Source organism: Paracoccus sp. (in: a-proteobacteria) (assembly GCF_030538495.1).
Taxonomy (GTDB): domain Bacteria; phylum Pseudomonadota; class Alphaproteobacteria; order Rhodobacterales; family Rhodobacteraceae; genus Paracoccus.
In genome coordinates, this window is the sequence record NZ_JAUNTW010000006.1 from 40,020 (window position 1) to 60,096 (window position 20,077).

A 20,077-nucleotide genomic window follows, 5' to 3' on the forward strand; every position below is an offset into this window, starting at 1 on the left:
AGGGCGGGAAATCTGGCCCTTTGGTCGCAAATTGCCTAGCGTGACGGGCAGACGGACCCGAATCATTTTGTAGGAGGACTGCATGTCCAACACCGTTTCATTCCGCGACTCTGTTGACCGGATGTTCACCCATGCCGCTGGGCTGATGGGGCTGACCCCGGGGCTTGAAGAAAAAATCCGCGTCTGCAATTCCACCTATACCGTGCGGTTCGGGGTGCGTTTGCGCGGGGATATTCAGACCTTTACCGGCTATCGGTCGGTCCATTCCGAACATATGGAACCGGTCAAAGGCGGCATCCGCTATTCGCTGGACGTGAATCAGGACGAGGTTGAGGCTCTGGCCGCGCTGATGACCTATAAATGCGCCTTGGTCGAGGTGCCGTTTGGCGGGTCCAAGGGCGGTCTGTGCATCGACCCCCGCGCCTGGACCGAAGAGGAACTGGAACGCATCACCCGCCGGTTCACCTATGAATTGTCGCGCCGCAACCTGATTTCGCCGTCGCAAAACGTCCCCGCCCCCGATATGGGAACCGGCGAACGGGAAATGGCGTGGATGGCCGACGCCTATAAACGGCTGCATCCCGATGACATCAACGCCAAGGCTTGTGTCACTGGTAAGCCGCGCCATGCGGGCGGCATTGATGGCCGGGTCGAGGCGACAGGCCGCGGCGTCCAATATGCCGTGCGCGAATTTTTCCGCCATCACGACGTGATGCAGCGCGCCGGTCTGGAAGGCCCCTTGGCCGGGAAACGCATCATCGTGCAGGGTCTGGGCAATGTGGGCTATCACGCCGCGCAATTCCTGTCGGTCGAAGATAAGGCGCTGATCACCTGCGTCATCGAACGCGACGGCGTGATCCGCAACCCGCAGGGCATCAATATCGACGCGCTGCGCGGCCATATCCGCGCCACCGGCGGCGTCAAAGGATTCACCGGCGGCGAATTCAGCGAAGACGGATTGCGCGCCCTGGAAGATGACTGCGACATTCTGATCCCCGCCGCCATCGAAAGCGTCGTCACCGCCAACAATGCCGACCGCATCAAGTGCAAATTGCTGGTCGAGGCCGCAAACGGTCCCGTCACCGCCGACGCGGACGAGATTCTGAAACGCAACGGCGTGGTCATCATCCCCGACATGTATGCAAACGCCGGCGGCGTCACGGTGTCCTATTTCGAATGGGTCAAAAACCTGTCGCAGATCAGCCTTGGCCGTCTGGAACGCCGCCACGAAGAGGCCCGCGCCCGGATGCTGGTCGAAGAACTGGAACGCCTGTCCGCCGATTCGGGCCTGAACTGGACCCTGTCCAAGGGGTTCAAATCCAGCTTCCTGACCGGTGCCGATGAATTGGAATTGGTGCGGTCGGGTCTGGACGACACGATGCGCGAATCCTTTGGCAAGATGAAAGAAGTCTGGGTGAACAACGCCAAGGTCGATGACCTGCGCACCGCGGCCTATGTCGTGGCAATCCGGCGGATTTCCAACGTCTATAATTCGTTGGGTCTGTGATTTTGGCGGCGTGGCTGGGGGCGTTGCCCCCGGCCCGTCCCGGGCCTCCCCCAGAGTATTTTGGCACAGAAGAAGCTGGAAGGTGTGAGGGGGCGGGGCGGCGGCTCTGGGCGGCTAACAGCGGCGCATGGCAGCGATCCCGCGGCGAAAAGTCCGATGTGGTTTTCCTATGGCGCCGATGGACGCTGGTTGGTCTGCCGTCTGGGGCGCGTTGCGCGATTGCGGGGCACTGATCGCCGGACCACGAAATCACGTTCATGAGGCGTCAGGCTTGCGATTTCAGGCACGAACATCCCACCCCGAAGGGCCGAAGGCTCCTGTCGGAGCTTCGCTTGCGCGGCCGGATGGGCTGTCACGATTGCCGTTCCTGTGCATCCATGCGCCAATATCGTCCAAGAAACAGGCGCGGTTTTGTCAGGGTGTCGTGGGCGCATCGACTGGGGCGCGGGTGTGCTGATCGGGGCGGTTCATATGTTAACATCTCTCAAGGTTGCGTGTGGTGAAACCGCTTTGGTTCTATCCGACGCGCGCATACTGGGCGGCATGCTCGCGGGTCGCTGTCGGCGCGCCGTTTGCCAACGACCCCATCACGCGGGACAGATGGCCACGCGATAGTGGCGGGCAGATGGCAGCGGTTCTGTCGGTGGTTCATAAGGGTTTGCGCGGTTGTGTCGCAGATTGAGCGCGGGTGCAGATTTCACGGCCTTTACCCGTGTGGCCGATACGAGCCGGTTCGTCGGTGGCTCCGAACGGTTGGTGCGGTCGTGTCGTAACTTGGGCGCAGGGGCAGTCTCGGCGCGGTTTCCCGGTGAGGGCGATGCACAGACATGCGGCTAGACGGTGTCACACCTATCGGGCGCACGAATTGCGGCGGGGTGTTGCTGATGCGGTCCGGTTTGCTTGTGACTTTGGGCGGTTAGTGCGTTGAAATTGCGCCTATCGCGCCGGCGTATCTCGGACGCCTTTCCAAGCGTTGCCCGGTTGCATCCCCTTATCGCGGGGCGGCGGCGCGGCGCAGGCGGTCGTTGATGGCCGCGCCAAGGCCGTGATTGGGGATCGGTGCAACCGAAATCGGGCGGCCCATGCGGTCGGCGCGGCGCAGGGTGTCGAACAGGCGGGCGGCGGCCTCGGTCAGGTTGCCGGTGGCGGACAGGGTGAAATCCCCCGGTTCGCCAAAGGCGATGAAGGTTTCGCCCGCACGCGGCACCGCATTCAGACGCAGCGTGGCTTTGGGGGCATAGTGGCTGGTCAACTGACCCGGCGCGTTCGGGGCCACCGGGTCGCCGTCATGCCGCGTCAGGTCGTATCCCAGCACGGCGGCAACATCTTCGGCCGCGATGCCGCCCGGACGCAGCAGCACCGCGCGCCCCTGATTCCATCCGATGATCGTGGATTCCACCCCCACGCCGCAGGCCCCCGCATCTAGAACGGCGGCGATGCGGGTGTCCAACCCTCCGTCCGGGTCCAGAACATGCGCCGCCGTGGTCGGGCTGATCCGGCCCGACGCATTGGCCGACGGTGCCGCGACCGGCCCGCCAAAGGCACGCAACAGCGCCTGCGCCGCCGGATGCGCCGGGACGCGCAGGCCCACCGTATCCAGCCCCGACGTGACCAGCGACGCCACCCCCGCCCCGTCCCGCAGCGGCAGAACCAGCGTCAGCGCCCCCGGCCAGAACGCCGCCGCCAGCCGTCGCGCATCATCGGAAAACATCGCCAGCCCCTGCGCCGCCGCCAGATCCGGCACATGCACGATCAGCGGGTTGAACGACGGCCGCCCCTTGGCCGCGTAAATCCGCGCGACCGCCGGGCCGTTGCGGGCATCCGCGGCCAGCCCATACACCGTTTCCGTCGGCATCGCGACCGTCTGCCCCTGCGCCAGCAACGCAGCGGCGCGGGCAATCCCCGCCGGGTCATCCTTCAGTCGTTCGGTTTTCATAGCTTACGCGCGGTTTGGGTTGAGCCTGTCGCAAAGGCCCCTAAAATACCGCCATAGTCGCGCGCCACGCGATTGCCAAGAGGAGGACCAGATGACCTATAAGGCGCCCGTCGAACAGATCGACTTTATCCTGACCCATGTGGTTCCCTATGCCGATCTGGCCGCGACCGATACCTTTGCCGAAGCCGGGCCGGACACCGCCCGCGCCATTCTGGCCGAGGCGGGCAAGATGGCCCAGAACGTGCTGGCGCCGCTGAACCCGAATGGCGATCACACGCCCGCGCGGCTGGAAAATGGCGCGCTGCGGTCGTCGCCCGGATTCGACGCGGGCTTTGCCGCGATTGCCGAAGGCGGCTGGATCGGGCTGGCCGCGAACCCCGACTATGGCGGGATGGGGTTGCCGCAGGCGCTGAATATGTCGGTGGCGGAAATGATGTCGGGGGCCTGCCTGTCGCTGCAACTGAACCCCATGCTGACGCAGGGCCAGATCGAGGCGTTGGAACATCACGCCAGCGACGATCTGAAATCGCTGTATCTGCCCAAACTGATTTCCGGCGAATGGTCCGGCACGATGAACCTGACCGAACCGGGCGCGGGCAGCGATGTGGGCGCGCTGACCACGCGGGCCGAACGCGCGGATGACGGCACCTATCGCATCACCGGGCAAAAGATTTTCATCACCTGGGGCGACAGCGATGTGACCCGGAATGTCTGTCATCTGGTGCTGGCGCGTCTGCCCGATGGTGCCGCCGGCACGCGCGGGATCAGCCTGTTCATGGTGCCGAAATTCATCCCCGATGCCGACGGCAAACCGGGCGTGGCCAACAGCCTGAAAACCGTCAGTCTGGAACACAAGCTGGGGATTCACGGCAGCCCGACCTGTGTCATGTCCTATGACGGGGCGACCGGCTGGCTGGTGGGCGACGAACACAAAGGCATGGCCGCGATGTTTACGATGATGAACTGCGCCCGTCTGGGGGTGGGGATGCAGGGCGTCGGCGTGGCCGAAGCCGCGCTGCAAAAGGCCGTCGCCTATGCCCATGACCGCAACCAGATGGGGCCGATCATCCAGCATCCCGATGTGCGCCGGATGCTGGCAACCGCCCGGGCCGAGGTCTTCGCCGCCCGCGCCATCGGTCTGGCCTGCGCCACGGCGATTGATCTGGAACGCGCGACCGGCAATGCCGACCACGCCGCCCGCGCGGCGTTTCTGACCCCGATCGCCAAGGCCTATGGCACCGATGTCGGCATCCGCGTGGCCGATACCGGCGTGCAGGTGCATGGCGGCATGGGTTTCATCGAAGAAAGCGGCGCGCCCCAATATCTGCGCGATGTGCGGATTACGTCGATCTACGAAGGCACGAACGGGATTCAGGCCATGGATCTGGTCGGGCGGAAACTGGCGGATGGCGGCGATGCGGCCATGCGGCTGCTGGATGAAATTCTGGACGGCGCCAAAGCGGCCCAGGGTGATCATCCCGATCTGGCCGACGCGCTGTGGCAGGCCGCCGAAACCCTGCGCGAAGCGACGCAGGCGCTGTTGGATCGCGCTTTGCCCGAACGCTTTGCGGGGGCGGTTCCGTATCTGATGGCCTTTGCGCGGGTCTTGGGCGGGCATTACCATCTGCGCGCGGCGCAGGCCGGGGGGGCGTCGCATCGCGCGCTTGCGCAGGTGTTCATGGCCCGCATCCTGCCCCGCAATGCCGGTGATCTGGCCGAGGCCGTGGCCGGTCTGGACGATCTGACCGCGATCAGCGATGCGGCACTGGCGGGCGATTTCGGCGCGTGATCCGCACGCCATTCGATACGCCGCCCGGCGCGGGACAGGCCGTGACCGTCGCGCCGGGGGTGCTGTGGATGCGGTTGCCTCTGCCGATGGCTCTGGATCACGTCAACGTCTTTGCGTTTGATGATGACGACGGCTGGACGGTGGTTGATACCGGGTTCGACACCCGCAAAACCCGCTCGATCTGGGATCAGTTGCGCGCGGGACCGTTGCAGGGCCGCCCCATCCGCCGCGTCATCGGCACGCATCACCACCCCGATCATATCGGGCTGGCCGGGTGGTTCATGGCAACTGACGGGGCCGAGTTTCTGATCAGCCGCACCGCATGGTTAACCGCGCGGATGCTGACGCTGGACGAACAGGACCGCGCCAGCCCGCAGGCTTTGGCCTTCTGGCGGCGCGCGGGGATGCCCGCCGACATGCTGGACCGGCGGGCGGCGGAACGGCCCTTTAACTTTGCCGATGTGGTGCATCCGATCCCGTTGGGCTTCACCCGGCTGGAGGCCGGGGCGACCGTCACATTCGGGCGGCGCAGGTGGCGCGTCACGATGGGGCATGGTCACGCGCCCTGTCATGCGGTGCTGTGGTCGCTGGATGATGATCTGGTGATCGGGGGCGATCAGCTGCTGGCGTCGATTTCGCCCAATCTGGGGGTGTATCCGACGGAACCCGGGGCCGATCCGGTGGGCGAATGGCTGGACAGTTGCGCATCCCTGGCCGAATTGGCACAGCCGCAGCATCTGGTTCTGCCGGGGCATAAGCTGCCCTTTACCGGCCTGCCCACGCGGCTGCGTCAGTTGATCGACAACCACAGCGCCGCACTGGACCGCCTGCACGCCGCGTTGCGCGACCAGCCCCGAACGGCGGTCGATTGTTTTGACATTCTGTTCAAACGCCGCATCGGGGACGGCGAATACGGGCTGGCCTTGGTGGAATCGGTCGCGCATCTGAACCATCTGGCGCGGCAGGGGCGCATCACCCAAACCGGCGAAACGAACGGCGCAGCACTGTGGGGCGTGACATAGCCGCCGCAATCCGGTATCGCACAACCAGACAACGACGCGAGGAACATCATGGCCCAACATCACGACGTGACCGAACACAAACATGGTTCGATGGACATCAGCGAACATCAGCGCACCTATGCGGGCTTTATCCGTGGGGCGGTCTGGGTGTCGGTCCTGTCGATTGCGGTGCTGGTGTTTCTGGCACTGGCCAATTCGTAAACACGGGTAACATCATGAAACGCCGGACCTTTATCGCCGCGGCTGTGCCGGTCGCGCTGTCGGCCTGTGGCGCGCAAAACATCTGGGCCACGGATGAAGAGGTGCGGCGCGTCCGCTATGTCTCGCCGGAACCGCCGTCGATCACGCTGCTGACCGTCATCGGGATCCCCCGTGGCGAAGGCGGTCATTCCGCCCTGATGATCAATGGCAGTCAGCGCGTGATCTATGACCCGGCGGGCAGCTGGCACCACCCGCATATCCCTGAACGCAATGATGTTTTGTATGGGATCACGGACAGCACCAAATATTATTACATCGACTATCACGCGCGTTCGACCTATTGGGTGGCCGAAGATACGATCCCGGTCACGCGCGAGGTTGCCGATCTGGCGATCCAGCGGGCCGAGGCGAACGGCGCGGCAAACAAAATGTTCTGCGCGGTCGAATCGGGTAAGGTGCTGTCCGGCGTGCCGGGGTTCGAAACCGTGCCGCGCGGGTTTTCGCCCATCCGGCTGCGGGAATGGTTCCTGCGTCAGCCCAATGTTCAGTCGCGCCAATACCGCGACGGCGACGTGTCGCGCCTGCACAACGTCACCATCCTGAACAAAGAACGCTGATTATCCCAGCAGATACAGCATGGCGGCCAGCGTCCCGGCGCCGGCCACAATCGCCGCCAACAGATTGCGCGTCAGCATCCCGACCGCGACGGTGACCCCGGCGGCGATCAGGCGCGCGGGGTCCAGTTGCCCATCGGTCGCGGCGGGCCAGACGACCAGCGGCGCGACCAAAGCGGGCAGCACCGCCACGGGGGTATAGCGCAGCATCCGCGTAACCCAACCCGGCAAAGCGCGGTTGCCCAGCACGCCCAGAAACGAATACCGGATCAGAAACGTGCCGACGCCCAGCACGATGATGACGGCCCATATGGTCAGATCGCTCATCCCCGTTTCCTTTCGGTCCAGACCTCGACCATGGCACCGGTGGCCATGCCAAGCGGCGCGGCGATCATCATGCCCAGCCCCGACGGCATCCATGCCAGCATAAGCGCGGCGATAATCGCCACGGCGCAGGCGGCCAGATGCGCGGGCGTGCGCAGCATCGGCGCGATCATCGCCAGAAAGGTGATCGGGATTGCGAAATCCAGCGGGATGTTCCCCGGCATCGCATTGCCCAGCGTCGCGCCAAACCATGTCAGCACCATCCACCCCCCGCACAGCATCACCGCCGTGCCGGTGAAATAGGCCAGTCTTTGGGACAGGCTTAACGCCGGGTGGCGTTCGTAATGCTGGATCGACAGCGCATAGGTCTGGTCGATCAGCGCATAGGCAAAGGCGATTTTCTGCCCTCGGGTCGAGCCGCGCAGCCATGGCACCATGGACGCCGAATACATCGCCATGCGCAGATTGATAACCAGCCCGGTCAGGATCACAACGATGGCGGGCGCGCCTTCGTTAATCAATTGCACGGCGGTAAATTGCGACGCGCCCGCCAGCACGACCACGGAAAAGCCCATGATCTGCGCCAGCCCCAGCCCCGCATCGGATGCCACAATCCCGAACAGCAACCCGAACGGGATAATCACGATCATCAGCGGCAGCGACTGCGCCGCGCCATACCAAAACGCCTGATGCGTGGTGCGGGCCAGTGCGCGGTCATTCGCGGGGTCGGTCGCCCGCTGCGGTTCGGGCCGCGATTCGGGCGTGGGGGCCATCAGCCAAACATCCCCGTTGCCCGCCCCAGCAGCATAAAGCCCAAGGCCGAGCGCGTTTGCGACAGATAGGTTAATTGCGCGTCGTCCAGTTCCGGCACCAGCCGGGTGATCATGGCGTCGAAATGGCGCAGGAAATGATGGGCGGTGTCGCGGAAAATCTCATCCTGGCGCAGCATGTCGGACGCAATGGTCAGCGCGCGTTCGTCATGCACCGCGCCGAATGGGGCCAAGGCCGCGCCGCGTTGCCCATCCGCCAGACGCCGCCAGACGGTCGGCGTCACCGGGCTGGCGTCCAGATTGTCCATGAACACATCGCGCCCGGCCAGCAGCGTGACCAGATCATGCGCCGCGCGCAGCACGCGGGACGTGTCGTGGTTTTTCAACGCAATGCGCATCGCGTTGACCGCATCGGTATCATCCGGCCCATCGGGAAAGTTCAGCGCCAAAAGCAGCGTTTCCGGCGCGACCGGCACCGACCGGGCATCATCCAGCGGCATGGTCGCCTGTCGCTGATCGGGCTGGGCGCGCGGTTTGGCGGCCGGACGCACGCCAGCCCCTGCCGCAGCGGGACGCGCCGGGGTCACCGGCCCCACGGCTTCGTCCACCGGCGGCGGGCGCAGACGGTTCAGGGTGGCGCGCAGATCGTCGGCTTCGGCCCGCAGCAGGGCAATGGTGCGCGCGAATGACACGCCCAGCCAGATCAGCGCCACCGGCAGTAGCGCGCCAACGACCGATACCAGCCGCGCAATCCCCGCAGCACCTCCGGGCGACAAGAGCCAAAACAGCAACAGCAGAAACAGCCACACCCCCGTCAGCGCGAAGCCGACCGAGGTAATGGCATCCCGCTGCGTCAGCGATGCGATCCGCGCGACCAATGACATCGAATCACTCGTAGCGGATGGCAAGGATTTCGTAGCTGCGAATCCCGCCGGGGGTCGTCACCTCGACGCTGTCGCCTTCGTCTTTGCCGATCAGCGCGCGCGCCAGAGGCGACCGCAGATTCAGCAAGCCGCGTTCGATGTCGGCCTCGGCCTCGCCCACGATTTGATAGCTGCGTTCTTCGTCGGTGTCTTCGTCCACCAGATCAACGGTGGCGCCGAATTTCACCGAACCCGACAGGCGCGATGTGTCGATCACCTCGGCGCGGGACAGGATCGCCTCCAGTTCCTTGATGCGGCCTTCGATAAAACCCTGTTTTTCGCGGGCGGCGTGATATTCAGCGTTTTCAGACAGATCGCCATGTTCGCGCGCCTCGGCAATGGCGCGGATGATGGCGGGGCGGTCGTTGGATTTCAGGCCGCCCAGTTCGGTTTCCAACGCCTGAAAGCCGTTGCGCGTCATCGGAATTTTTTCCATCGCCGTGTTCCTTTGCGATGCGGTTCAGGTGGTAAGCCAACGCCCCCGCCATTCGGAAATGGCAGGGGCGTTCAGCCAAGGTTCCGGGTATCGTCACCAATTTGCCGCCCAATGCAAGCCTGCCCCGTCATCAAATGGCGGTTTTTGGCCATTTGATGACGCGCACGATTGTTGCGCCGCTGGTCAGGGCGGGTTAACAACGGTCAGCCAGTGCGTAAGGGAGCAAGCCACATGACCGACGAAACCCAAATCGAACGCGAGTCGATGGACTATGACGTGGTTATCGTTGGTGGTGGCCCCGCCGGTCTGTCCGCCGCCATCCGGCTGAAACAGATCAACCCCGACATTTCGGTCGTGGTGCTGGAAAAAGGGTCGGAAATCGGCGCGCATATCCTGTCGGGCGCGGTGCTGGATCCGTCGGGTCTGAACCGTCTGTTCCCCGATTGGCAGGACCGTGGCGCCCCCCTGAACACCCAGGTCGTCGAAGACAATTTCTATATTCTGGGCGAGGCCGGGCAGGTTCGCATCCCCAACTGGCCGATGCCGCCGCTGATGAACAATCACGGCAATTACATCGTCAGCATGGGCAATGTCTGCCGCTGGCTGGCCGAACAGGCCGAAGCGTTAGAGGTCGAGATTTTCCCCGGCATGGCCGCCAGCCAGATCGTCTGGGACGGCAACCGCGTGGCCGGTGTGGTCGCGGGCGAATTTGGCCGCAACGCGGATGGCAGCATCGGCGACGGTTACGAACCCGGCATGGAATTGCGGGGCAAATATGTGTTCATCGCCGAAGGCGTGCGCGGATCGCTGGCCAAAGACATCATGGCGCGGCTGAACCTGTCTGACGGCCATTGCCCGCAGAAATTCGGCATCGGCATGAAGGAAATCTGGGAAATCGCCCCGGAAAAATTCAAACAGGGCCGCGTGTCGCATACGATGGGCTGGCCTTTGGGCAACAACGCCGGCGGCGGGTCGTTCATTTACCACTTTGAAAACAATCAGGTTCTGATTGGTCTGGTGGTTCACCTGAATTATCAGAACCCGCATCTGTATCCCTATGCCGAATTTCAGCGGTTCAAACATCACCCGATGGTCGCCGAACTGCTGGAGGGCGGCAAGCGCGTGGCCTATGGCGCGCGCGCGATCAGCGAAGGCGGCTGGCAGTCGATCCCGCAATTGTCGTTTGACGGCGGCGTGTTGCTGGGCTGTTCGGCCGGTCTGGTCAACGTCCCGCGCATCAAGGGCAACCACAACGCCATGCATAGCGGGATCGAGGCCGCCGAGGCCGCAGCCGCCGCCATTGCCGCAGGCCGCGCGGGCGACCGCCTGACCGATTACGACGATGCCGTTCGCGGCGGCGTGGTCGGCCAAGACCTGAAAAAGGTCCGCAACGTCAAACCGATCTGGTCGAAACTGGGCCTGTGGTCGTCGCTGGCCTTGGGCGGGTTTGATATGTGGGTCGCCAATCTGACCGGCTGGAACCCGCTGGGGACGTGGAAACACGGCAAAACCGACGCCGCCGCAACCGGCAAGGCCGCCGATTTCCCGAAAATCGACTATCCGCGCCCGGATGGGAAGCTGTCCTTTGACCGGCTGACGAACGTCGCCTTCAGCTTTACCAACCACGAAGAAAGCCAGCCCTGCCATCTGAAACTGCGCGATCCCTCGGTCCCGATTTCGGTGAACCTGCCCGAATATGACGAACCGGCGCAGCGCTATTGCCCCGCCGGCGTGTATGAGGTGATCCAGGACGATGCCGGCCCGCGTTTCGTGATCAATTTCCAGAACTGCGTGCATTGCAAAACCTGCGACATCAAAGACCCGTCGCAGAACATCAACTGGACCACGCCGCAGGGGGGCGACGGGCCGAATTACCCGAATATGTGATGGCTTTGGCCGGGCGGGGCGTTGCTCTGCCCGGTGCGGGGGGTTAGGGTCTGGCAACTGATCCGTTGCCCGAAAGACCGCCCGTGACGAACCGCCTGACCCTGACCCTGTGCGCCCTGCTGGTGGCGCTGCCCGCAACCGCGCAGACCCAAGCGCCGCGCGCCAAACCTGTGCAACACGCGCAGCTAAGCGGCGAATTGCCCGGTATGCCGGTGCGCATCCCGCGTTCCGCGCGGATGCTGGGCGTGTCTGGTCCCTATCTGGCGGCGCGCATGGCCGCGGTCGAAAACGACTATGCCGCCGCCGCGCGCTATTTCACGCAGGCACTGGCGCATGATCCCACCGACCCGTTCTTGCAAGACAGCGCACTGGTCGCGCTGACGTCGTCGGGTGATGTGGATCGCGGCGTGGCCTTGGCCAGCCAGATGATCCAATCGGACCGAGGCACCGAACTCGCCCGCCTGCTGCATCGCGCATCGCTGATCCGGGCGGGGAATTGGGACGGGCTGATCGCCTTTATCGACGCCAACCGCAGCAGCGACCAGCCGATTGACCGCGACCTGATGGATGGCACGATGCGCGCATGGGCGTTGCTGGGCGCGGGGCGCGGCAGCGACGCATTGGCCGCGTTCAACGCCATGGCCGCGCATCCCGATATTGCGCCGGTGGTGAATTACCATCTGGCGCTTGCCAGTGCCAAGGTCGGCGATTACGAACGCGCCGCCGAATTGCTGGCGGTTGATGACACCGGCGCGCATCTGCTGGGTGTGATGGCGCGGGCGCAGGTTCTGGCGCAACTGGACCGCCGGGATGAGGCCGTGGCCGTGCTGAACGCCCTGCCCGCATTGGACAATGAACCGCAATTGCTGGCGCTGCGCGACCGGCTGGCGGCGGGCGAAGCCGTCAGTTTCGACGTGATCGACGGCCCGGCGGATGGCGTGGCGCAATTGCTGCTGGCGTTTTCGGCGGCACTGGCGACCAGCCCGGACCCGGAACCCTTATCCCTGATTCATGCGCGTCTGGCCGTCTGGATGTCGCCCGCCAATTCCGAAGCCCGCCTGCTGACCGCGCAACAATTGCTGGACCGCCAGCAATTCGATCTGGCGGATGTGGAATTTAACGCCGTCCGCGATATGGGGCAGGTCCGCCCCGTCGCTGAACTGACCCGGATCGAGGCTTTGGCCCGCGGCGACCGTCTGGAACAGGCCGAACAGGCCGCGCGCGATCTGGTCGCGGACTATCCCAACCTGCCACAGGCGCAATCGGCCATGGGCGACGTGCTGCGCCAGCGTGAAAAATTCGCCGACGCCGTGCCGTTTTACGACCGCACGCTGGACCTGTTGGCGGATGCGCCCGCCGATGCCCGGTGGTTCCCGCTCTATGCCCGCGGCATCGCTTTGGAACGCTCGGGCCAGTTTGACCGGGCCGAGGCCGATTTCCTGGCCGCCATCGACATTCGCCCCGATCAGGCCAGCCTGTTGAATTATCTGGGTTATTCGTGGATTGACCGCAATGTCAATCTGGATCGCGGGCTGGATCTGATCAAACAGGCGGCGGAATTGTCGCCCGGCGACGGCTATATTCTGGATTCGCTGGCATGGGCCTATTACCGGCTGGGCCGCTATCAGGACGCCGTGGCCCCGATGGAAGAGGCCGTCGGCCAAATGTCCAATGACCCGCTGGTCAACGACCATCTGGGCGACATTTACTGGAAAGTCGGTCGCAAACGCGAAGCTGACATCCAATGGCGCCGCGCCCTGTCGTTAAAACCCACCCAATCGGGCGAGGTGAACTTTGACCGCATCCGCGACAAGCTGGATCGCGGGCTGGATGCGGTTCTGGCCGATGAAGCCGGTCAGTGAACCCGCCCCCGCCAAGCTGAATCTGGCGCTGCATGTGACGGGGCGGCGCGATGACGGCTATCACCTGCTGGATTCGCTGGTCTGTTTTGCGGGGGTGGGTGATGTGGTCACGCTGACGCCGGGGGGGCCGTCGCTGACCATCGACGGGCCATTTGCGGCGGGGCTGTCCACCACCGACAATCTGTGCCTGCGCGCCGCCGATCTGGCGGGCGGTGCGGCGCAAATCGCGCTGACGAAAAACCTGCCCGTGGCGTCGGGGATTGGCGGCGGCTCCGCCGATGCGGCGGCGGTTCTGCGCGGGCTGGCGCAGATGGGGCATCCCCTGCCCCGCGCGCCCGAACGGCTGGGCGCGGATGTGCCGGTCTGTCTGGCGGGGCGGCCTGCGCGGATGCAGGGGATTGGCGAACACATCACGCCCCTGCCGCCGCTGCCCGCGCTGCATCTGGTGCTGGTCAATCCCGGCATCGCGCTGTCCACGCCGCAGGTGTTTTCCGCCCTGACCTGCCGAGACAACCCGCCCCTGCCGCCGATCCCGATTTTCGCGGATCTGAACGCGCTGATCCACTGGCTGCGCGCCACCCGCAACGATCTGGAACCCCCCGCCCGCCAGATCGCGCCGGTGATTGGCGATGTGCTGGACGCGCTGACGGCGCAGGGCGCGGCATTTGCGCGGATGTCGGGGTCTGGCGCGACCTGCTTCGGGCTGTTCGACCGCGCCGATCACGCCGAACGCGCGGCCACGGCGCTGTCGCACAACGGCTGGTGGGCGGTTGCAACCGAACTGGCGCAACCGGCCACGGCGCGCTAATCTCATCCCAATCAATCACGGGGGTTTGCCCATGCTGCGCCTTGGCGTCAATATCGACCACGTTGCCACCATCCGAAACGCGCGCGGCACGCCGTGGCCGGACCCGGTGCGCGCGGCGCAACTGGCCGAACAGGCCGGCGCCGACGGCATCACCGCCCATCTGCGCGAAGACCGCCGCCACATCACCGACGCCGATATTGACGCGCTGATGAACGCGCTGCGCCTGCCGCTGAATCTGGAAATGGCCGCGACGGATGAAATGCAGGCGATCGCGCTGCGCCACCGTCCTCATGCCGTCTGCATCGTCCCGGAAAAGCGGCAGGAACGCACGACCGAAGGCGGCTTGGACGTCGCCGGTCACGAAGCCGCACTGGCCGAATACATCGCGCCCCTGCGCGATGCGGGCAGCCGGGTGTCGCTGTTTATCGGCCATGACCCGGCGCAAATCCGCGCCGCCGCCCGCATCGGCGCGGCGGTCGTGGAACTGCATACCGGCGCCTATTGCGATTACGACACAGACGGGCACACCGCCGAACGCGATACCGAACTGACGGGCCTGCGCGACGGCGCAAAACGGGCCGCCGATCTGGGGCTAGAGGTTCACGCAGGCCACGGCCTGACCTTTGACACGGTGGGGCCAATCGCGGCCATCCCCGAACTGGCGGAACTGAATATCGGCCATTTCCTGATCGCCGAATCGGTGTTCATCGGCCTTGACGCCGCCATAGCGGAAATGCGCCGCGCCATGGATGCGGCGCGGGGGTGATTTCTTCTGTGCATAAATATCCACGAACCCCAAACCCTCCGCGCCGAACATGACCTTCGCAATGACCCCCGCCCCTCAACCATGAAGCTGCTACGTCGGATTGTTGCGACTCTGGGCGGGCTGTGGTCGGCCCTGATGCTGGTGCTGATGGCGATGTCGCTGGCGCTGAGCGTGGCGATGACCGTCATTCCGGCGGTGTTTATGGCCGTGGCGGGGGTGGTGGAAACCGTCACCGGCGTGAAAACCGTGCGCAGCCGCCACGCCGCCCAACTGACCGCCGCAAATACCCGCGCCGATAATCTTGCACGCGAATTGGCTGACAGCCGGGTGGCCGGGCGCCGGATGGCGCAGGAACTGGCCGACAGCCGTGTCACCTATCGCGGCACCCGCGTTGCCGCGCGTCAGGCTGTGGCCGACACCACCACCCGCGTGTCAAAACGTGTCAGCACCGCCGCCGCCCGCAACATCGCATCCACAGCGGGCGAAGCCTTGCCTGTTGTCGGCATAGGCGTGATCGCGGCGGCGACCGCGTGGGAAATTCACGATGCCTGTCAGTTGATGGGCGACATGCGCGAACTGGACGCGGCCTTTAACCCCGACAACCCGACCCGCGACGCCGAGGTGTGCGGAATGACCGTCCCCACCCGCGCGGATCTGTGGCGCAGCATCAAATCCAGCCCCGGCGCGGCGTGGGACGGGGCGCGGGGGATGTATGATGGCCTGCCTGAATTGTCCTTTGGTCGCGCATGGGGGGCGTTCAGTGCGGCCTTTGGACGGGCCTATGACCGGGCCTTTGGCACGGCAGAGGATACGGAATGATCATCGGAATCGGCAGCGACCTGTGCAATATCGACCGCATCGCGGCCACGCTGGACCGGTTCGGGGACCGGTTCCGCAACCGCGTGTTCACGCCCGCCGAACGGACCCGCGCCGCCGGTCGCGCGCATGAACCCGCCACGCTGGCCAAACGCTGGGCCGCGAAAGAGGCGTGTTCCAAGGCGCTTGGCACCGGGCTGGCCATGGGGATCAGCTGGCGCGATATGGCGGTGACGAACCTGCCCAGCGGGCAACCCGTCATGGCGCTGACCGGGTGGGCGGCGGATCGTCTGGCCGCGCTGACGCCGCCGGGTCATCACGCGATTGTTCACGTCACCCTGACCGATGATCACCCATGGGCGCAGGCCTTTGTGGTGATCGAGGCGCGGCCAGCTTGACACAGCCCCCCGCGCGGCCCATGAACGCGCAACAATCGCCAGCCCATAAACGGAAGGACGCATCATGGCGGATAAGGCCCCGAAAAAGGAAGGCATCTGGGAAACGATCAAAACCGTTTTCTGGGCGCTGCTGATTGCGGGCATTTTCCGCACGCTGTTCTTTCAGCCGTTCTACATCCCGTCCGGCTCGATGAAGGAAACGCTGCTGATTGGCGATTTCCTGTTCGTGAACAAAATGGCCTATGGCTATTCGCGGCACAGCTGCCCGTTTTCGGCCTGCCCCATCAGCGGGCGGATCATGGCGTCCGAACCCGAACGCGGCGATGTGGTGGTGTTCCGCCACCCCACCCGCAACGTCGATTTCATCAAACGCCTGATCGGTCTGCCGGGCGACACCGTGCAGATGCGCGGCGGGCTGATTTATATCAACGGCGAACAGGTGCCGCAGGTGCCTGCCGGGCAATTCATTGAAATCAAAGAACAGCAGGGGTCTCAGGCCGGGTCGATCCCGCGTTGCGTCAACGACCCCGTGCCGCAGGGCGGGCAATGCGTAAAGGATCGGTTCACCGAAACCCTGCCCAACGGCGTCAGCTATGACGTGCTGAACATCACCGACGGCTGGGTCGCGGATGACACGCCGGTCTTTACGGTGCCGGCGGGGAATTACTTCTTTATGGGCGACAACCGCGACAATTCCGAAGATTCCCGCTTCCCGGCGGAGATTCGCGGCTTGGGCATGGTGCCAGCGGAATATCTGATCGGGCGCGCGGATCGCATTGTGTTTTCGTCGGCGGGCCGGTCGCTGCTGTATGTGTGGACCTGGCGCCCCGACCGTTTCTTTAAGGCGGTGAATTGACCCCCGGTTCTGACATCCGCGCCTTCATGGCCCGTCTGGGCCATGATTTCGCGCGCCCCGAATTGCTGATCCGCGCGCTGACGCATGGGTCCATTGCGACCGCAACCCGCCCCGACAATCAGCGGCTGGAATTCTTGGGCGACCGGGTTCTGGGGCTGGTCATGGCCGAGGCGCTGTTTACCGCCGACACCGCCGCCAGCGAAGGCCAGCTTGCGCCGCGCTATAACGCTTTGGTGCGCGGCGAAACCTGCGCCGCCGTCGCCCGCGATCTGCGTCTGGGCGAGGTCTTGAAACTGGGCCGGTCCGAAATGATGTCCGGCGGTCGCCGCAAAGAGGCGCTGCTGGCCGACGCGATCGAAGCGGTTCTGGCCGCCGTCTATCTGGATGCCGGATTTGATGCCGCGCGGCGCGTGATCCTGCACCATTGGGCCGACCGTCTGGCCCATGTCGAACAGGACGCGCGCGACGCAAAAACCGCCTTGCAGGAATGGGTGCAGGCGCAGAAAATGCCTCCGCCCATTTACGAACAAACCGCCCGCAGCGGCCCCGATCACGCGCCAGTGTTTCACATCACCGTGCGTCTGTCGGATGGGCAGACCGCCGACGCCACCGGCGCAGGCACCAAACGCAGCATTGAACAGGCCGCAGCGCAGGCGATGCTGAACCGGCTAGAGGGATCGAAATGACCGATACACGCGCGGGCTTTGTCGCCCTGATTGGGGAACCCAATGCCGGAAAATCCACGCTGCTGAACCAGATGGTCGGCGCCAAGGTCAGCATCGTGACGCACAAAGTGCAGACCACCCGCGCCCGCATCCGTGGCATCGCGATTGCCGATCAGACGCAAATCGTGTTCGTCGATACGCCGGGGATTTTCCGCCCGCGCCGCCGGTTGGATCGCAGCATGGTGGCCGCCGCGTGGGGGGGCGCGTCGGATGCCGACATCATCCTGTTTCTGATCGAGGCGCATCGCGGCCTGACCGACGGCGCGACCGCCATTATCGACCAGTTGCGCGACTTGGGCGGTGACACGCCGGTTGCCTTGGTCATCAACAAAATCGACCGGGTGCAGGCCGAAACGCTGCTGGCGCTGTCGGCGGAACTGAACGCGTCGTTCAATTTCGCGCAAACCTTTATGATTTCGGCGGAAAAGGGTTACGGCTGCGGCGATCTGCGCGACTGGCTGGCCGAAACGCTGCCCGCCGGTCCGTGGCTTTACCCCGAAGATCAGATTGCCGATCTGCCCATGCGCATGATCGCCGCCGAAATCACCCGCGAAAAGCTGACGCTGCGCCTGCACGAAGAAATCCCCTATCAGCTGACGGTCGAAACCGAAGCGTGGGAGGAAAAAAAGGACGGCAGCGCCCGCGTCGATCAGATCGTCTATGTCGCCCGCCCCGGCCACAAAGGCATCGTTCTGGGCAAGGGCGGCGAAACGATCAAGGCCGTGGGTCAGGCCGCCCGCGCCGAGCTTGAGGAATTCATGGGCCGCCGCGTCCATTTGTTCTTGCAGGTCAAGGTCCGCGAAAACTGGCTGAACGAAGCGGAACGGTTCAACGAAATGGGTCTTGATTTCCGCGATGGGGACTGACGCCCGTCTGGCATCTGGGATCTGGGTGTCGGCCTATCTGGCGCGGCTGGGGCTGGCGAATATCCCCGCCTATATCACCGCGCGCGGCGATGCGACTGCGGGGGCTGTGGCGGTGAAATGCGCGCGTCTGGACGGGCGCGCGCAGTTGTGGATGCGCGAATGGGACATGGACAGCGACACCCGCCCGTGGCGCGTGACCCATGACGGCCCGGAACCCGACATCGACGCCGCGATTGCACGTCAACGCAGCTTTGACCCCGACCTGTGGGTGATTGAGATCGAAAGCCGCGACGGTGAAACGCTGCTGGATCAGGACGGGTTCGCCTGACGCTGCGGGGATATGCCGCCCAACCGCGGCAGCACGCAAAGCCGACTGAACCGTGCCGCCACGTCCCCCGCGCCGCAGACGATCACCGACAATCAACGCGCCCGCCAAACCCCACGGACAGAACCGTTTCCCGACGCGCGGCATTGCCCCCTTACGACCGCGAACGATGCAACCATCCGCCCGCGCCCCCTAAGCAACACGACAGCACCACCACGAGGGACAAGCTGTGTTCGCCCCATCATCGTGCCCTGCCAGACCCCAAACGCCGACCCGACGCGCCCCCGCCACGCGAGAACAAAACGGGGGCATCCACCACATCTTACGCCACATTCCACCCTGCCCCGTCTTAGGCCGCGATCCCGGCATCACGCCCCCACCACACACAGCCGAACCAAGCATCCGCGCTTATGCCCGTGATCAAAGCCAAACAGCACGCCCGCCAAACCTGATGGCGAGAACAGCTTTATCCGACCACTTTTTATATGGCATTGCCCCCTGCGACCGCGAACGATGCAACCGCCCGCCCCCAATCCGCAGGCGGTCACAGCCCCAAAACGCAACCGCGACGAACCCGGCTGACCGAACAGCTTTGCCCCACAAAGGCAAGTCGTCCTGTCCACACAACAAAAGCCGCCACCACCCGCCGCAACATCTGTGACCCCGATTTATGGGTGACCAAGGTCGAAAGCCGCAACGGCACCGCCCTGCTGGGTCAGGACGGGTTGGGGTGACGCGGCCAGGGTGTGCCGCTGAACCGCACCACGCGGGCGAACGCGGTCTGTCGTCCCTCTTGGCACTGCGTTCTGCCCACCGTCTCGGGCCGCCCCCAATCCGCAGGCGGTCACGGCCCCAAAACGCAACCGCGACGAACCCGGCTGACCGAACAGCTTTGCCCCACAAAGGCAAGTCGTCCTGTCCACACAACAAAAGCCGCCACCACCCGCCGCAACATCTGTGACCCCGATTTATGGGTGACCAAGGTCGAAAGCCGCAACGGCACCGCCCTGCTGGGTCAGGACGGGTTGGGGTGACGCGTCGCGGCGTGGTGTGGGTGGCCGTTGGCGAACGGCACCGCCTTTGCCCTGATCTGTGGGCGCGCGACGAACATAAGCGTAGCGGCACGACCCTGCGGCACAGGGTAGGTTTGCCCCGCGCCATTGCGTTGCGCCGCTGAACGCACCGACCTGCCAGCGACAAAACCCCAACAACGTGGCACCACCACGCGGGACCAAACGCGCCTCCC

20 protein-coding genes are annotated in these 20,077 nt (G+C 64.7%); 15 read left to right on the forward strand and 5 right to left on the reverse strand.

The window, feature by feature from the left end:
* Positions 1-82 precede the first annotated feature (82 nt).
* Positions 83-1,507: a Glu/Leu/Phe/Val dehydrogenase gene (locus tag Q4G20_RS07075; protein WP_303342722.1), complete on the forward strand. Its 1,425-nt coding sequence runs from the start codon at positions 83-85 to the stop codon at positions 1,505-1,507.
* 991 nt (positions 1,508-2,498) lie between these two features.
* Here the strand turns inward: Q4G20_RS07075 and Q4G20_RS07080 are convergent.
* Positions 2,499-3,443 carry an L-threonylcarbamoyladenylate synthase gene (locus Q4G20_RS07080; RefSeq protein ID WP_303342723.1) on the reverse strand — a complete coding sequence of 315 codons (945 nt, stop codon included), beginning with the start codon at positions 3,441-3,443 and terminating at the stop codon, positions 2,499-2,501.
* A gap of 91 nt (positions 3,444-3,534) precedes the next feature.
* Here Q4G20_RS07080 and Q4G20_RS07085 point away from each other — a divergent pair, with 91 nt between their 5' ends.
* From Q4G20_RS07085 to Q4G20_RS07100, 4 genes are read left to right on the forward strand one after another with little or no spacing between them, the layout of a single operon-like run.
* Positions 3,535-5,232, forward strand: coding sequence for an acyl-CoA dehydrogenase (locus Q4G20_RS07085; RefSeq protein WP_303342724.1), 1,698 nt, complete (start codon positions 3,535-3,537; stop codon positions 5,230-5,232).
* Entirely contained in the window at positions 5,232-6,254 is a 1,023-nt protein-coding gene (locus Q4G20_RS07090; RefSeq protein ID WP_303342892.1) for an MBL fold metallo-hydrolase, read from the forward strand. Before Q4G20_RS07085 ends, Q4G20_RS07090 begins: the two co-directional genes overlap by 1 nt.
* Positions 6,255-6,302: 48 nt before the next feature.
* A complete protein-coding gene (locus Q4G20_RS07095) occupies positions 6,303-6,455 on the forward strand; it encodes an aa3-type cytochrome c oxidase subunit IV (RefSeq protein WP_303342725.1) in 153 nt (50 codons plus the stop codon).
* 14 nt (positions 6,456-6,469) lie between these two features.
* Positions 6,470-7,072, forward strand: a complete 603-nt coding sequence (locus Q4G20_RS07100) for a hypothetical protein (RefSeq protein ID WP_303342726.1) — start codon at positions 6,470-6,472, stop codon at positions 7,070-7,072.
* Here Q4G20_RS07100 and Q4G20_RS07105 read toward each other — a convergent pair whose 3' ends face one another.
* The 4 genes from Q4G20_RS07105 to greA are packed head-to-tail and all read right to left on the reverse strand — an operon-like array spanning position 7,073 to position 9,522.
* On the reverse strand, positions 7,073-7,396 hold the full coding sequence (locus tag Q4G20_RS07105) for an AzlD domain-containing protein (RefSeq protein WP_303342727.1): 324 nt from the start codon (positions 7,394-7,396) through the stop codon (positions 7,073-7,075).
* Positions 7,393-8,166 (reverse strand): AzlC family ABC transporter permease, encoded by a 774-nt coding sequence (locus Q4G20_RS07110; RefSeq protein WP_303342728.1) that lies wholly within the window; start codon positions 8,164-8,166, stop codon positions 7,393-7,395. Before Q4G20_RS07110 ends, Q4G20_RS07105 begins: the two co-directional genes overlap by 4 nt.
* Positions 8,166-9,047, reverse strand: a complete 882-nt coding sequence (locus tag Q4G20_RS07115) for a hypothetical protein (RefSeq protein WP_303342729.1) — start codon at positions 9,045-9,047, stop codon at positions 8,166-8,168. Before Q4G20_RS07115 ends, Q4G20_RS07110 begins: the two co-directional genes overlap by 1 nt.
* Positions 9,048-9,051: 4 nt before the next feature.
* Positions 9,052-9,522 carry a transcription elongation factor GreA gene (gene greA / locus Q4G20_RS07120; RefSeq protein WP_303342730.1) on the reverse strand — a complete coding sequence of 157 codons (471 nt, stop codon included), beginning with the start codon at positions 9,520-9,522 and terminating at the stop codon, positions 9,052-9,054.
* 231 nt (positions 9,523-9,753) lie between these two features.
* Between greA and Q4G20_RS07125 the strand changes: the two genes are divergently transcribed.
* The 10 genes from Q4G20_RS07125 to Q4G20_RS07170 all read left to right on the forward strand — a co-directional run bounded on the left by Q4G20_RS07125 (position 9,754) and on the right by Q4G20_RS07170 (position 18,834).
* Positions 9,754-11,409, forward strand: coding sequence for an electron transfer flavoprotein-ubiquinone oxidoreductase (locus Q4G20_RS07125; protein WP_303342731.1), 1,656 nt, complete (start codon positions 9,754-9,756; stop codon positions 11,407-11,409).
* An 83-nt stretch (positions 11,410-11,492) separates the two neighbouring features.
* Positions 11,493-13,271 carry a tetratricopeptide repeat protein gene (locus Q4G20_RS07130; RefSeq protein ID WP_303342732.1) on the forward strand — a complete coding sequence of 593 codons (1,779 nt, stop codon included), beginning with the start codon at positions 11,493-11,495 and terminating at the stop codon, positions 13,269-13,271.
* The gene (locus Q4G20_RS07135) at positions 13,255-14,079 is read left to right on the forward strand and encodes a 4-(cytidine 5'-diphospho)-2-C-methyl-D-erythritol kinase (protein ID WP_303342733.1); all 825 of its coding nucleotides are present in this window, start codon (positions 13,255-13,257) and stop codon (positions 14,077-14,079) included. The genes Q4G20_RS07130 and Q4G20_RS07135 overlap by 17 nt, the downstream gene beginning before the upstream one ends.
* A gap of 31 nt (positions 14,080-14,110) precedes the next feature.
* On the forward strand, positions 14,111-14,845 hold the full coding sequence (locus Q4G20_RS07140; RefSeq protein WP_303342734.1) for a pyridoxine 5'-phosphate synthase: 735 nt from the start codon (positions 14,111-14,113) through the stop codon (positions 14,843-14,845).
* An 81-nt stretch (positions 14,846-14,926) separates the two neighbouring features.
* Entirely contained in the window at positions 14,927-15,664 is a 738-nt protein-coding gene (locus tag Q4G20_RS07145) for a hypothetical protein (protein ID WP_303342735.1), read from the forward strand.
* On the forward strand, positions 15,661-16,059 hold the full coding sequence (acpS, locus tag Q4G20_RS07150; protein WP_303342736.1) for a holo-ACP synthase: 399 nt from the start codon (positions 15,661-15,663) through the stop codon (positions 16,057-16,059). Before Q4G20_RS07145 ends, acpS begins: the two co-directional genes overlap by 4 nt.
* Positions 16,060-16,123: 64 nt before the next feature.
* Positions 16,124-16,915, forward strand: coding sequence for a signal peptidase I (gene lepB / locus Q4G20_RS07155; protein ID WP_303342737.1), 792 nt, complete (start codon positions 16,124-16,126; stop codon positions 16,913-16,915).
* Positions 16,912-17,601, forward strand: coding sequence for a ribonuclease III (gene rnc, locus Q4G20_RS07160; protein ID WP_303342738.1), 690 nt, complete (start codon positions 16,912-16,914; stop codon positions 17,599-17,601). The genes lepB and rnc overlap by 4 nt, the downstream gene beginning before the upstream one ends.
* Positions 17,598-18,506, forward strand: a complete 909-nt coding sequence (gene era / locus Q4G20_RS07165; RefSeq protein WP_303342739.1) for a GTPase Era — start codon at positions 17,598-17,600, stop codon at positions 18,504-18,506. The genes rnc and era overlap by 4 nt, the downstream gene beginning before the upstream one ends.
* Entirely contained in the window at positions 18,496-18,834 is a 339-nt protein-coding gene (locus tag Q4G20_RS07170) for a DUF1491 family protein (RefSeq protein WP_303342740.1), read from the forward strand. Before era ends, Q4G20_RS07170 begins: the two co-directional genes overlap by 11 nt.
* Positions 18,835-20,077: the final 1,243 nt, after the last annotated feature.